Origin of the sequence: Trichocoleus sp. DQ-A3, from assembly GCF_039961975.1 — a bacterium.
In the GTDB taxonomy this organism is placed as follows: Bacteria; Cyanobacteriota; Cyanobacteriia; order Cyanobacteriales; family FACHB-T130; genus FACHB-T130.
The window spans coordinates 185,345-198,145 of sequence record NZ_JAMPKC010000002.1 but is presented as its reverse complement, the minus strand read 5'-3'; the positions used below and the strand labels follow the sequence as shown (position 1 = coordinate 198,145).

The window sequence follows — 12,801 nt, the reverse complement described above, 5'->3', positions numbered from 1 at the left end:
TGTTTGTTTTATGCTCAGTGTCCCTCTGCAACTGCCTGACGCAGATATCGTATTCTACCCGTCTCTGCTGGATGGGGAGGAAAGCGATCGCTTGCTCACACAACTGACTGAAACAATCGACTGGCGACAAGACTGGATTAGCATCTACGGGCGCTCAATGCCTCAACCCAGACTGACGGCTTGGTATGCCAATCCCGGTGTATCCTACACTTACTCTGGCATCACGATGCACCCCTCTCCCTGGACGCGCACGCTACTTGACCTCAAGACAAAGGCTGAAGCAGTTTCTGGTGTGGTGTTCAACAGCGTGTTGCTCAATCTCTACCGAGATGGCAATGACAGTATGGGCTGGCACAGCGATGATGAACCGGAGCTAGGACACAATCCAGTCATTGGTTCTCTGAGTTTGGGAGGAACGCGGCGGTTCATGCTGCGGCATCGAGCCGAGAAAGGCTTGAAGCATCAACTGGAGTTAACTTCTGGTAGTTTCTTGTTGATGCAAGGGACAACGCAGCACTACTGGCAGCATCAAATTCCTAAAACTGAACGTCCGGTTCCTCCCCGGATTAATTTGACCTTTCGAGTCATTGACTTGTCAGTTCGCCTAACTAGCGAACTTGACACTGATTGAGCTTGGTAAACAAAGCAGGCACGTAGTCGTAATAGCGATCGCTAGCAAGATAAATGGCATCCGTGGTACAACTGCCACAACCGGGTTCGCTGAGCATGTCACTCAGTAAGTTTGAGGAAATTCCTGCCCAGGGAAACTGTCCGATTGGTGCGGTAGCAGTAGAATTCAGTTCTGAATCCAACCGCCATTTGGTTCCAGCTAACACTACCCCAAAAGGATTCTTTTCCGGCAATGGTTGGGATCTATACCATCCCACTGCCTGACCGAACTTCTCAACTCGTGCTTTCGGATTTTTCGTCTGGGAGGCAGTTTGCTGCCAGATGCGCTTTTGAGCGCTGTACCCAAAGCGTCCCTTACTGGCTTGCGACCAGAGGGTATCTATGGTACGAAAGTCTTCGCAGGGAAGACTATTGAGCAGAGTTTTGCTGCCGTAGAGTAAGTCTGCACCCTGTCCTTGGAGTTTCTGCAATCGCTGGAAGATGGCGCGAGTCTCCACATCCGCACCCCGCCAGTCACCGGCGGCTAAAAGGCTTTTGAGGTGGCTGTAGTTGATGCGCCATTTATTAGGAGAAGTGCTAGCGATCGCATCGAAGGTAAAGCTTTTAACGGTGTCCTGATATACCTGCCGGATGGAATCGTTCTTTTGCAGGTAGGCTCCTTGTAGGCGAAATACATAGCGACCATCGGGACTGCTGAATAGCACGTTATCAGACTCGTAGAGTCCAGTGGAAGTGTAAGCGATCGCTTTCTGTCCCGCAACGGTGAGGGGGCGATCGTCATTTTGGCTGAGTTCGCCTTTCCAACTGGTGAGGGGCAACCGCTTGGAGTTGTCGTAAATAGTGATGCTGACGATCGGAGGAGTTTCAGGTAAATTCTCCCGGTTCAAAAAATCTTTCTGCTGCCAGACTTCTAGGACTTCCAGCGGGGGACTTGGCTTCGTCGATTGAGTCGTTTCGGTAGGCGTGATGACATAGCCACGCGGGGAAACGAAGCGAAACCCAAAGCGATCGCTTAGATAAAACACATCCCGACTTTGGACGGTTGAGGAGTTGGCAGCAGGTTTGGCAGCAATTGCTACAGGTGCGGGAGATTGAGTGGAGGATGTTGGAAGATTGGTGCTACAGCCAATAGCCAGAAATGTCAGTAGTCCAACTGCAATAGAGCGCTTCATATCGCTAGCTTAAGTATTCTTTAATCTTGATGTCGTTTCCAGTCTGGCAAGTTTGCGATTGAATCAGTTGCTTTGTTTCAGTTTGAGATACAAAGGCGATCTCTCTATTTGTCCGCACCGATAAACTCAGAAGACGAAAGGCAAAGTTAAGCCGCCTTTGCTGCCGACACTCGGATGAGCTTCGTTGTTGTGCAACACTTACAAGCCTATGAGACTGGTAAACCAATTTGCGTGAACCAAGTGTACTTGTCTATGTAGCCACGCTGGAAACGAATTTTGCCATCAATGACCTGAAAGAAGCCACACCCGCGTAGTGTAAAACTCTTGCCGGTTGGTGGGTTGCCGCCAAGCTCACCCAAGAATGTACCGCCACCGCTCCACTCAACGATCGCCCACTCACCATCCTCGAAGATATTTTCAGGATGCGTGTAGTTGTCTGGAAAGGCATTGAAGAAGGCGATGAAACTCTCAAGCAGTACCTCGCGCCCTTGAAGTGGGGCACCAAAAGCAACCTGATGGTTGATGGCATCATCGTGATAAAGCTCGATGAGTGCGTAAGGATCGCGAGCGTTATAGGCCGCAACCCAGTCGTGTAGAACTTCTTTGGGCGATTTCATATCGCTAATCATACCAAAGACAATTACAACCAATTATTATTTGCTGCACAACGGTGATGCTAAGTGCTGGCAAACAACCGCAATGCTGCCAAATGAATCACATAAATAATGAGATGTTAGTTTTCCAAAGCCCGATTCAATCTACGGTGATGAGCGATCGCACTATCAACAGATGCAGCGTGGACTAACACCATACTGTACGGACTGCTGGTTTGACGGCGGTGGTGCAAAGGTGATCTACTACGAGCAAAGACACCTTTTGGAGGATACGGATTGCACTCACCCAACACTAAACAAGCGCGATCGCTGCCAGATGTCCGTGTTACTTTTGAACATTGAATACTAGGTCGTGGTTTTGTGCAGGGGGTTTGACTGTAGCCCAATGTGTTGCCTCTGGCTCTGATATGCCTACGCCAAGGGGTGTAATGTATGCTGCCTTGTACCTCCGGAAGCAACAGTTCTACGATTTGCTTTAGGCAAAGCCCGATCGAGCGCTAACGAAACCATGAGGGGTTGAGACGTGCTACTAATATACTACAAACTTCTCTTTTAGGGGTATGGCACCGTTCCTGACAATTGAGTACCACAACGTCTGAAATCTTTTCCCGGCAAGCAATCAAGGCTGTGAGCTTTCCTGTTTTTGTCAACGTCGATGAACAAAATGGAGATGCGAGAGCGTTAAGAGGTTGAGTTACACTCAACCTCTCTTGGTCTTTTTACCCTAACTCAAATTTTTAATGGGCAATTGACAACTGAGCAGGTATGTAAAACTTGTGATTGTCAAATCCGATATATCGCGATAGATTGATTTTAGATTTAACGATATATCGCGATAACTCACAACCACAAGGAGCAAAGTATGTTCAGACACAGACAATTTCATCCCAGTTTTTTTGTACCAGCATGGGCAGGAGAAGGACAAGGACTGAGCAATCCATTCTTTATGAGTGGGCGACATGGACGCAGAGGTTCGTCGGGTGGCGGATGGGGAGATGAGCCTCGCACTCGTCGCGGTGACATTAAGTTCCTTCTGCTTGGGCTTCTATCTGAGCGTCCCCAGCATGGTTATGAATTGATGAAAGAGCTAGAAGCACGTCGCGGTGGCTTTCGCCGCCCTAGTCCAGGCTCTGTCTATCCAACGCTTCAGATGCTGGAAGAAGGCGGTTATTTGACCAGTGAGGAAGTCGAGGGCAAGCGGGTTTATACGATTACCGAGAGTGGCAGACAATTCTTGAGCGATCGCAACCAGCACTCCCATTCAAGAAACCCTCACGACAGTTTTACAGAAAATAAGCCTTCTGAATTGATTGAATTGCGGCATACTTTAACCCAGTTGAATGATGCTGTCACCCAAGTTGCTCGAAGTGGCAATGTGGAGCAAGCCAATCGAGTACGCGATCTGCTTGTTCAGGTAAAGCGTGAGATTTACAAGCTGCTTGCAGAGCAGTAAGCGGGAGGTTGTTATGTTAGAGGTAACGAACTGCCCAACTTGCGGTGCTGTCTGTCGTATTCTGGGTCAAGACGCTGAGGGTTTACCACAGATGAGAGCCTTTCAAAACACTGATGCACAGCAGAAAATTGAACGGTTGAAGAAATCTCTACACCATCTTCGGGAAACGCTTCACCAGGAACGGGCGACTGCAAAAGCCAAGATTCTCGATCTAGAAGCGGAACTCTCAAACTTGCGAAAACCGATTGGCGTCGATTGAGGCAAGTTGCTGTAAGCATTCAAAACCAAGCTATCAGAGCTTGTATTATATTGTAGTATGTTGGATAAAGCTTGCAGAGTTAACTGGAGTTCATGTGGGAATGCAAATTGAACCATACGAGCCTCGCCACCTTGATGCTGTTATTCGTCTTTCGCTTCGGGCGTGGACTCCAGTCTTTGATTCGATTCAGAACGCGATGAACGCTGATGTGTACCAGGCATTCTATCCCAATCATTGGCGCGTAAGCCAGCAAAAAGCGGTCGAGGATGTCTGCGCTGCGGAAGACACGAATGTATGGGTTGCGATCGATGCAGGTTCTGCTGTGGGCTTTGTAGCCGTGAAACTCCACTCAGAGGACAGCATGGGTGAAATCTACATGGTTGCTGTCGATCCGGACTTTCAAGGTCGCGGCATTGGTAGTGCGCTGATAGAATTCGCTCTGGCTTGGATGAAAGATGCTGGGATGTCTATTGCTATGGTTGAGACTGGGGGCGATCCCGGTCATGCCCCAGCCCGTCACACCTATGAAAAGGCGGGCTTTGAGCTATTCCCAGTTGCCAGATACTTCAAGAAGCTTTAAGTGCAAATGTGTTGATTTCGCGATCGCATTGTATCCTTCAACTTAATGCGATCGCCTGTTCGTTCTTGTAAATCCTTGTTTAGAATCGGTGTCTAGTGCAGTTTTGGCTCAATTAGTGTTTGTTTAGGCAATAGTACAACTCAAATACGATAAGAGCATGGAATGTAATGATAGAGGAAAATACGCGGACAGACTTGCAACAACGGCAATGGATTTGTGATGTCAAAGATAGAAATCTGATACCACAAGGAGCTTCATTTGTTAGCTTGTGGAAACAGTATACAAATGGCGTTGCTATTACGCTCTCTATTTACTCTGAGGATGGTCAGTTTGCGTTGTATCAAGATGTGGGTCATGCGGCATCTGGAACAAAAAGAACTAATTGCGGTACATTTTCAACCGCAGATGCTGCGGTACATCAACTGATTCAAGAGTGCGATGGCTGGGATAATACGTGGGGTATCTAATAGCAAGCCCAGGGAAATAACGGGTGGATAAATGAGCATTGTGTAGATAGCATCACGCTGTATTACCGAGGGTATCGGGGCATAGTAACTGAAGTGCTATGGTTTGACGATACGGGAAAAGTAAAGCAAGCTTGGGCTTGTTACGCCATTAACCTAACAAGGAAGGGTAAGTTATGAAACAATCGCCAATTTCATCTGAATCGATTTCAGCACCGAGCGGTAAGACAATATACCCAGAACCTTATGCTTCCCTTGTTCAGGGACGACAAAAGCGAAAACTGGGTGACTATTTTGGGTTGACTCATTTTGGAGTTAACTTAACCCATCTCTCACCCGGTGCAGTTTCTGCTCTTGCTCACAGCCACTCAAAGCAAGAAGAATTTATCTTGGTATTGGAAGGCAGTCCAACGCTGGTACTCGACGAAGAGGAATTCGTTTTGCATCCCGGTGACTGCTATGGATTTAAGGCAGGCACAGGTATCGCCCATCAACTGATTAATCGATCCCAGGAAAATGTAACCTATCTTGAGGTTGGCGATCGCACTGAGGGAGATGAGGTTGTATTCCCAAATGACGATCTCAAAGCAACACAATTGCCGAATGGCGAATGGGCTTTAACGCACAAAGATGGTCGCGCATATTAATAGCACTGCCTAACAACCGCGCTGCATCGAAACGTTGGGCGATCGCATTCTATCTTTCAACTGAATGCGATCGCCTCTGGCGCTGCGCTCCGCGCAATCGCCAAATCGAGCCATGTTTGTCACGTTACCTACTGATTTACAAGCAAGGGCGTGACAGACTCAACCCAACCTACAGCGAGGAGCGATCGTTCCTGTTCTGCGAAGACTTCCCCTCAAGTAAGCGGTAAAGCTGCATCGGAGGGGTAGATTGCGACATTAGGTTAATACTGGATAAGACCGATATAGATAACCCCAGAATGGGGAGAAAATTTATGGATTTGGAAAAACTACTTCAATCCGGAGATTTAGCACAGCAAGCTGGTGAATATGTTGAGGCTGAGTCAATATGGAGGCGTTTTCTGAAGCACGATCCTAGTAATGCGTATGTCTACCTCAAGTTAGGAATGGCTTTGGATTATCAAGGTAAGCGTGAAGAAGCTATCTCTGCCTACCAAAACGCTATTAGGATTGCACCTAATTATTCAGCAGCTTACCTGAATATGGCTGCGACACTAGCCGATAAGCAAAGATTTGAAGAGGCTATGACAATCTATCGAAAAGCGATCGAGATTGATTTAAGCCAACCAGATGCCTTTGTTGGTCTTGGTATGGTACTTATAAATCTAGAGAAATACGACGAGGCAATTACTAGCTTTCAATATGCAATTCAGGTTGCTCCTCAATCTGTAGCAGCACATTACCATTTAGGTGTAGCTTTGAATAAGCAGGGCAAATACAAAGATGCTATCAGCGTACTTCAGCGCACCATAAAACTGGCACCAAATTCGGTTGTTGTATATGAATACCTCGGACAAGTATTTGGTAATCAAGGTCGATTTGATGCAGCAATTGCAGTGTTTGAAGAAGCGATCAAGCTTGATCCAAGCTATGCGGCAGCTTACTATAACCTGGGATTTTTGCTCAATGCTGTAGACAGAACAGAAGAAGGAAAAGCAGCCATCCAGAAAGCTTTGTTATTAACGCGTGAACAGGCTGATCGGTAAAAAGAAAAAGAGCAGTATAGTCCTGTTTGAATCTCTATTTATAACGGTTCTAATTGGAACTTCTAGAGATTGCAGGTACGACCAATGCTTGGAGAGTAAAGTGTGATAGCTAGATTTACAGTTTGCAATCTAATTGAGCGATCGCATTCTATCCTTCAACTGAATGCGATCAAGCTGTATCGCAGATAAAGTTAGGAGCTTGGTAATCTCCTGCTAAGAGCATTGCGAATTAAAATGATGAGAATGCCTAAACCTGTAAACACTAACGCCAAAATGTGACTTTCACGAGAGGCAAAGGCAATCAGAACTAAGTTGGAAATTAGTGCTAAAGCCGGAATCGCAGCAGGAACCTGAAACCCAGTGGTTTGGGGTTCTTGCCGTTTAATGACTAGCAGTGAGAGGTTGACGAGAGAGAACATTGCCAGAATCAAGGTTGCAGTTGTTCCGGCTAGGAATTGAAGTGTACCTGAAAGCGCGAGAAAAATCACGAGCGGGAGAATGACAACCAGCGTTCGGTAAGGAGTTGCGCGGCGTGGATGTAATTTTCCTAACCAAGCTGGAAGCAGTCCTTCCCGCGACATTCCGTAAAGCAGCCGCGATGCCGTGACAAAATTCAGCAAAGCAGTATTGAGAACGGCGAACAGCGCAATCAGTGAAAAGATGACTGCTGGAAAATTTGGCTGCGATCGCTGAACGACTTCGAGAAGAGGAGCTTTCGAGGCGGCAAGTTCCGCCGAACTGATTACCTGAACGGCAAGCCAGGAAACGAGAACATAAATGATACCGGCAATCCCCAGGGAAAGAAGAATTGCTCTCGGAACATTGCGCTGGGGATCTTTCACTTCCTCGGAAACATTGACAATATCCTCAAACCCAATGAAGGCGTAGAAGGCGAGTGCTGCTCCCTGAACCACGGCTATCCAACCAATCGGTGGTGCGTTGGGGACGGGGATGGGAACCGGATTCGCCGCGCCTGCTGGGTTCCCGATGAGGAAAACGGTGGCGACAAAGATAACAATCAGAAGACCTGAAACTTCAAGAGACGTGCAAAAAATATTTAAGGCTGAGGACTCCTGCATTCCCCTAAAATTGACAAATGCAAGACCCGCAAATAGCGCCAGGATAATCAACCAATCTGGAATCGCTGGAGCAAAAGCATTGAGATAGCCTGCAAACGCTTTTGAGAGCGTCGCCATTGAAACAAGACAGGTACAAAACATCAACCAGCCTACCAAGATTGAGAGCCAATCCCGGCGAAATGCTCTGTGGATGAAACTAGCGACTCCTCCGCTTTGGGGAACTCGATTACCGAGTTCTGCATAACTTAATGCAGTGAGTGCCGCAACAGTCATGGATACCAGGAAAGAAACCCAAACCAAAGAGCCGGAAAGTCCGGCAATTTTTCCAACCACTGCATATATTCCGGCACCGAGAATATCCCCAACCCCATAAATCACCAGCGTCGGCAATCCAAACACTCGCTTGAGTGAATCCGCTTCTGCATTCGGTTCCATAAAATTTTTCTTATCCTTGTATTTACCCAATCTTGCAATCTTTCTGCTCGTCAGTATAGGGGGTAGGAGGTGGAAGCGCGATCGCAAATTGCTAAGACACAAGCCACGATTAAACAAGGCTTGCAAATAAGGACTGTTTCGCCACATTTAGGCGATCGAGAATGGCTTGGGTAGCAGCTTCATCCAGAATAATTAGTGCAGCAGCAGCAGATCCGGCATCTGAAATAATGATTCATAAACCAGTACTGCACCACCAATCGCCGCCGAATCTTCTCCAAATTGGGAAATCTCTAACCGGAATCGAGCTGCACTGTCAAAGCCATATCCGCTTCTATCGGGCAGACAATTTTGCAACATCTCATCCAATTGCTCTTGCACGTAGGGCACCAGCACCGCCAGCGATCCTCCAAAGACAATCCGTTCCGGGTTGAGTACACCCACTAACCCTCGTACACCCCAACTCAGATACATTCCCCACTGTTTCACAACCGCTTGCGCGATCGCATCCGCTTGTTCCAACCGAGACAGTAGCGTATTCAGGTCGCTCGTCTCTCCACTTTGTTGATGATAGGCACTCAATAGCCCAACCTTGCTGCATAAAGCTTCTAGCGTCCCCGCACGCCCTCCTACGGATGTCTGAGAACTATGCGGGTCAATCATCAGTTCGCGAACTTCGCTCGCAGTGCCCCCCGCCCCCCGTAACAAACGATTATTCAGTACTATTCCCGCCCCCACCCCGACACCCAGAAACAGGTAGAGCAAGCTATGGCTGGGCATCGAGCCACTCAAATACGTCTCGACAAGCGCACCTGCATTCGCATCATTCTCGATAAACAACGGCACATCCAGATGAGGATTCAAATAAGGTCGCAAGTCCACATTCTGCCAATGCAATCTAGGGGCACGAAGGATAATTCCTTCCCGATTTAAGGAGCCTGGAACCGTGATGCCAATTCCCCGATATTTCGCTTCGCCGTCTGGATTTGCCTGCCAGACTTGTTGAATCAACTCGACTAATTGCCGGGTAACGGTTGCTGGATCGGTGTCTGCGGTCATGGATGCTTCTACTCGACGAGTCACTTGTGCTGCCAGGTTGAGTTCAATGACGCGGATATTTTCATCCCCAAGGGCAACTCCGATAAAAAAGGCTCCCTCTGGATCGAGTTCTAACTCCACCCCAGGACGCCCCCCTTCTGTTCCAGATGCAGTTTCCTTTCCTTCTCGCAGGAGTCCAGTTGCAATCAGTTCTGCCGTAATCACGGTAACGGTTGAACGAGTTAAGCCGGTTCGTCGTGCAATCTCGGCGCGGCTGAGGCGGGGGTGATAGCGTAGCAAACTGAGAATCCGAGCAAAGTTGATTTGCTTGAGCAGGCTGGCATCAGTCGTAAGTTTTTTCTGGTTGGCATTTGTCTTCATAAGAAACTATCCGCCCTGTTGTTTGTTGTAATGACAAACTATCATGAGTTAGTTTGTTCGTTAAACAAACAATCTAAGATGAAATTATTGAAGTTAATCGGTCTCAGTTATGCGAACCTTCCAACAAAAACGGAATTACAACCAGCTTGAACAACTTTCTCCCCAGGTAGGTGAGTTAGCCGGTTTAAAGCTAAAGGGGATGTGGCAGGCTTTTGCCAATGACTGGTACACACCCGCTGGCGAACCGCGAATCCAGCAAAAAAGCGATCGCGCTGGCAACAAATACTGGCGAGTTTGCGATCCGGCAAGCGATCGCACTATCCGCTTTGACGACAGGCAAGAATTGACGATTTGGCTGGATGAACGACATTATCGCAGATCACAACCGAATCTCTGGAACATCAGCGACTAAGCCCATACGGTAAGCGATGTTCTTGAGAACATGAAAACTCAATTTTGCTGTGTCAAGGTTATTACCCCATCATCTCAACCCCAATTGCACTGTGCTAACCCCTGTGTAACTTCCCGCGCAAGCAGGATAGGGGTTCTAGATTTCAACCTGTGCAGCACTCGACAAACCCATTGATGAAGGAAATATCCATGAACTCCACAAAGAATATGATGACCTCTCTGTTCTCAAAAGCTCTCACCAGCCTACCGGAGCAACCCTCCTCGGCAAAAAGCCTAGGTCGCGTGCTACTGGTGGCTTCTAGCACGAACACACTGCAACTGAAAAATTATCGCGTCGTTCCCACAGGGTACTCCCTAGAAGACCTTACCGTGCCAGTCCAGCAGTTCATTGAAGCTGGCTACGAGGTGGTCATTGCCACACCCGATGGCAAAAAACCCGTCATTCTTGCTCATGCCAAGGACTCCCGCTTCGACAACGATCCCGAAGCGCTACAACACGCGATCGCATTCCTTGACAGCTACCCCAGTATGCAGAACCCGAAGACATTAAAAGCGGTTTTGTCAGAGGGATTGGATCGCTACATCGGTGTCTACGTTCCCGGTGGTTATGCACCGATGAATGACTTAATGCAAGATCCCGACCTCGGACAGATACTGCGCTACTTCCATAAAACGTCGAAGCCAAGCGCCTTCTTGTGCCACGGCTCAGTTGCAACGCTAGCCGCTTTGCCGAACGCCACCGCCTACCGGAAGGCTCTCGTAGATGGCGATCGAGAGGCGGCGAAGGCGGCTGCTGCGGATTGGCAATATGCTGGCTACCGCATGACCAGCTTCTCGAACGAAGAAGAGTATCCGATTGAACGGGAGATACTCGACGGTCAGGTGCCGTTCTACGTCGCCGATGCGCTAGCCAGCGCTGGCGGTCGGGTTGAGCATGGTTCGAGCGACCAAAGCTTTGTTGTGCAGGACAGAGAGCTGATCTCCGGTCAGAATCTTGCCTCGGATCGCGCGATCGCCCAAGAGTTCGTCGAAGCGCTCGACGAGGCGCGAGTTATCCCCATCTGGGTCAGGAAGCATTTTTTAGGAAAGGCTTAATGTAAATTTGCCAAGACACTGACGCTTGTCCCTTGCACCCCAACCCGTTTCGCAATCGTCTTTGTCTGTAACCCTCATCTCACAGGAGCAGAATGGCTGTTCGGATCTTAAAACGAACAGCCATTCTTGCCTTTGGTCGTGATATCCAATAACGGTTGACGTTGCTTGTGGTTGAAGTCCCTAATCGCTACTCAGCGATTTAACTTTCCAGAAAGGTTTGATCGCTGGATTTTGCCTGTACTTGTTGTTACATTTTTGGCAACGGAGATATCAATAAGCTAAATTTAGCTGAAATTAGCAGAAAATACTCCTTTATCCAGCAATTAAAAAATCTATGCAGAAAATAACTCGGATTTTATTCGCTACAGCCCTAACCTTAAGCATTCTATGTTTTCCTACCAAAGCATTTGCTAAAGCTAAGATTCAGATCGCCATCCTTTTAGATTCTAGTAATAGTATGGATGGACTCATAGACCAAACTCGTACTCAACTTTGGCAAATTGTCAACTCTTTAACTAAAGTAACTAAAGATAGCGAAGTCCCAGAATTAGAAGTGGCTTTATACCATTATGGAAATGATAATTTGCCCTCTGAAGAAGGTTTTGTCAGACTTTTAACTGGATTTACTCCAGAATTAGATTTAGTTTCCGAAAAGCTATTTAGTATTCAGACCAACGGCGGTCAAGAATATGCTGGCTGGGTAATCCGCTCAGCCGTAAAAGAATTAAACTGGAGTAAAGATAAAGCAGATTTTCGGGTTATTTTTATTGCGGGTAATGAATCATTCGATCAAGGCCCGATAGTTTGGCGCGAAGCAGTCGATCTCGCTGCTAAGGGAAATACTTTAGTGAATACTATCTACTGTGGTTTATCAGAAGATCGGGAGCGACAACTTTGGGCTTCAGGAGCTTATTTAGCACAAGGTAGCCACTTCAATATTAATCAAGACGAAAAAACTGAATTTATTAAGTCTCCTTACGATGAGCAAATTGCTACTTGGAATGATAAGCTCAATCAAACTTACATTCCCTATGGTGCAGAAGGAGAAGTTGGACAACAGCGTCAGACGATTGAAGATAGTAACTCCGGCATGAATTTGGCTATGCGTGGGAACTCCAAAGCTTCTGCCTATTACAACAATGCTTCTTGGGATTTGATTGATGCTCTCGACAAGGGAATCGTTAGCCTTGAGAAATTACCGAATAATGCTTTGCCGAAAGCTATGCAAGGGATGACTTTAGCTCAAAAGCAAGAATATGTAGCAGCGAAGAAGGCCGAAAGGGAGACAATTCAAAAAACGATCCGCGACTTATATCAAAAGCGTAGCGAATATGTTGAAAAACAGCGCCAGGTTAGTGCTAGTAGTAGCAAAAATACCCTTGATTCTGTAATTATTCAAAGTCTCCGCAAGCAATTAGCAGCTAAAGGATTTAAGCTTCAATAATTCCTGGGCTACTCTAGAGTTAATTCAAACTTGGTTTGAGATATTCAGGACTTACGCAG

At 47.3% G+C, this 12,801-nt stretch carries 15 protein-coding genes; 10 read left to right on the top strand and 5 right to left on the bottom strand.

Annotated features, from left to right (window positions below):
* Positions 1 to 10 precede the first annotated feature (10 nt).
* Entirely contained in the window at positions 11 to 631 is a 621-nt protein-coding gene (locus tag NDI44_RS03910; RefSeq protein ID WP_190412458.1) for an alpha-ketoglutarate-dependent dioxygenase AlkB, read from the top strand.
* Here NDI44_RS03910 and NDI44_RS03905 read toward each other — a convergent pair.
* The 3 genes from NDI44_RS03905 to NDI44_RS03895 all read right to left on the bottom strand — a co-directional run bounded on the left by NDI44_RS03905 (position 609) and on the right by NDI44_RS03895 (position 2,802).
* A complete protein-coding gene (locus NDI44_RS03905) occupies positions 609 to 1,802 on the bottom strand; it encodes a GUN4 domain-containing protein (protein ID WP_190412457.1) in 1,194 nt (397 codons plus the stop codon). The two genes, NDI44_RS03910 and NDI44_RS03905, sit on opposite strands and share 23 nt — an antisense overlap.
* 206 nt (positions 1,803 to 2,008) lie before the next feature.
* The gene (locus NDI44_RS03900; RefSeq protein WP_242030512.1) at positions 2,009 to 2,452 is read right to left on the bottom strand and encodes an ester cyclase; all 444 of its coding nucleotides are present in this window, start codon (positions 2,450 to 2,452) and stop codon (positions 2,009 to 2,011) included.
* Positions 2,453 to 2,535: 83 nt separating this feature from the next.
* A complete protein-coding gene (locus NDI44_RS03895; protein ID WP_190412456.1) occupies positions 2,536 to 2,802 on the bottom strand; it encodes a hypothetical protein in 267 nt (88 codons plus the stop codon).
* A gap of 476 nt (positions 2,803 to 3,278) precedes the next feature.
* Here NDI44_RS03895 and NDI44_RS03890 point away from each other — a divergent pair, with 476 nt between their 5' ends.
* The 6 genes from NDI44_RS03890 (at position 3,279) to NDI44_RS03865 (ending at position 6,862) form a co-directional block, all read left to right on the top strand.
* Positions 3,279 to 3,869 (top strand): PadR family transcriptional regulator, encoded by a 591-nt coding sequence (locus NDI44_RS03890; protein WP_190412455.1) that lies wholly within the window; start codon positions 3,279 to 3,281, stop codon positions 3,867 to 3,869.
* A 13-nt stretch (positions 3,870 to 3,882) separates the two neighbouring features.
* A complete protein-coding gene (locus NDI44_RS03885) occupies positions 3,883 to 4,128 on the top strand; it encodes a hypothetical protein (protein ID WP_190412454.1) in 246 nt (81 codons plus the stop codon).
* 100 nt (positions 4,129 to 4,228) lie between these two features.
* A complete protein-coding gene (locus NDI44_RS03880; protein ID WP_190412453.1) occupies positions 4,229 to 4,708 on the top strand; it encodes a GNAT family N-acetyltransferase in 480 nt (159 codons plus the stop codon).
* Positions 4,709 to 4,875: 167 nt separating this feature from the next.
* Positions 4,876 to 5,175, top strand: coding sequence for a hypothetical protein (locus tag NDI44_RS03875; protein ID WP_190412452.1), 300 nt, complete (start codon positions 4,876 to 4,878; stop codon positions 5,173 to 5,175).
* Positions 5,176 to 5,348: 173 nt separating this feature from the next.
* Entirely contained in the window at positions 5,349 to 5,819 is a 471-nt protein-coding gene (locus tag NDI44_RS03870) for a cupin domain-containing protein (RefSeq protein WP_190412451.1), read from the top strand.
* Positions 5,820 to 6,130: 311 nt separating this feature from the next.
* The gene (locus tag NDI44_RS03865; RefSeq protein WP_190412450.1) at positions 6,131 to 6,862 is read left to right on the top strand and encodes a tetratricopeptide repeat protein; all 732 of its coding nucleotides are present in this window, start codon (positions 6,131 to 6,133) and stop codon (positions 6,860 to 6,862) included.
* A gap of 191 nt (positions 6,863 to 7,053) precedes the next feature.
* Here NDI44_RS03865 and NDI44_RS03860 read toward each other — a convergent pair whose 3' ends face one another.
* On the bottom strand, positions 7,054 to 8,376 hold the full coding sequence (locus NDI44_RS03860) for an amino acid permease (protein WP_190412449.1): 1,323 nt from the start codon (positions 8,374 to 8,376) through the stop codon (positions 7,054 to 7,056).
* Positions 8,377 to 8,568: 192 nt separating this feature from the next.
* On the bottom strand, positions 8,569 to 9,792 hold the full coding sequence (locus tag NDI44_RS03855) for an ROK family transcriptional regulator (protein ID WP_190412448.1): 1,224 nt from the start codon (positions 9,790 to 9,792) through the stop codon (positions 8,569 to 8,571).
* A 109-nt stretch (positions 9,793 to 9,901) separates the two neighbouring features.
* On the opposite strand from NDI44_RS03855, the gene NDI44_RS03850 reads away from it, so the two are divergent.
* The 3 genes from NDI44_RS03850 (at position 9,902) to NDI44_RS03840 (ending at position 12,742) form a co-directional block, all read left to right on the top strand.
* Positions 9,902 to 10,204: a hypothetical protein gene (locus NDI44_RS03850; RefSeq protein WP_190412447.1), complete on the top strand. Its 303-nt coding sequence runs from the start codon at positions 9,902 to 9,904 to the stop codon at positions 10,202 to 10,204.
* Positions 10,205 to 10,392: 188 nt separating this feature from the next.
* The gene (locus NDI44_RS03845; RefSeq protein ID WP_199304826.1) at positions 10,393 to 11,298 is read left to right on the top strand and encodes a type 1 glutamine amidotransferase domain-containing protein; all 906 of its coding nucleotides are present in this window, start codon (positions 10,393 to 10,395) and stop codon (positions 11,296 to 11,298) included.
* A gap of 334 nt (positions 11,299 to 11,632) precedes the next feature.
* Positions 11,633 to 12,742: a vWA domain-containing protein gene (locus NDI44_RS03840; protein ID WP_190412446.1), complete on the top strand. Its 1,110-nt coding sequence runs from the start codon at positions 11,633 to 11,635 to the stop codon at positions 12,740 to 12,742.
* The last annotated feature ends 59 nt before the right edge of the window (positions 12,743 to 12,801 follow it).

Coding starts and splice junctions, on each gene's coding strand:
- NDI44_RS03910 (WP_190412458.1), top strand. CDS start 11: ATGCTCAGTGTCCCTCTGCAACTGCCTGACGCAGATATCGTATTCTAC.
- NDI44_RS03905 (WP_190412457.1), bottom strand. CDS start 1,802: ATGAAGCGCTCTATTGCAGTTGGACTACTGACATTTCTGGCTATTGGC.
- NDI44_RS03890 (WP_190412455.1), top strand. CDS start 3,279: ATGTTCAGACACAGACAATTTCATCCCAGTTTTTTTGTACCAGCATGG.
- NDI44_RS03885 (WP_190412454.1), top strand. CDS start 3,883: ATGTTAGAGGTAACGAACTGCCCAACTTGCGGTGCTGTCTGTCGTATT.
- NDI44_RS03880 (WP_190412453.1), top strand. CDS start 4,229: ATGCAAATTGAACCATACGAGCCTCGCCACCTTGATGCTGTTATTCGT.
- NDI44_RS03875 (WP_190412452.1), top strand. CDS start 4,876: ATGATAGAGGAAAATACGCGGACAGACTTGCAACAACGGCAATGGATT.
- NDI44_RS03870 (WP_190412451.1), top strand. CDS start 5,349: ATGAAACAATCGCCAATTTCATCTGAATCGATTTCAGCACCGAGCGGT.
- NDI44_RS03865 (WP_190412450.1), top strand. CDS start 6,131: ATGGATTTGGAAAAACTACTTCAATCCGGAGATTTAGCACAGCAAGCT.
- NDI44_RS03860 (WP_190412449.1), bottom strand. CDS start 8,376: ATGGAACCGAATGCAGAAGCGGATTCACTCAAGCGAGTGTTTGGATTG.
- NDI44_RS03855 (WP_190412448.1), bottom strand. CDS start 9,792: ATGAAGACAAATGCCAACCAGAAAAAACTTACGACTGATGCCAGCCTG.
- NDI44_RS03850 (WP_190412447.1), top strand. CDS start 9,902: ATGCGAACCTTCCAACAAAAACGGAATTACAACCAGCTTGAACAACTT.
- NDI44_RS03845 (WP_199304826.1), top strand. CDS start 10,393: ATGAACTCCACAAAGAATATGATGACCTCTCTGTTCTCAAAAGCTCTC.
- NDI44_RS03840 (WP_190412446.1), top strand. CDS start 11,633: ATGCAGAAAATAACTCGGATTTTATTCGCTACAGCCCTAACCTTAAGC.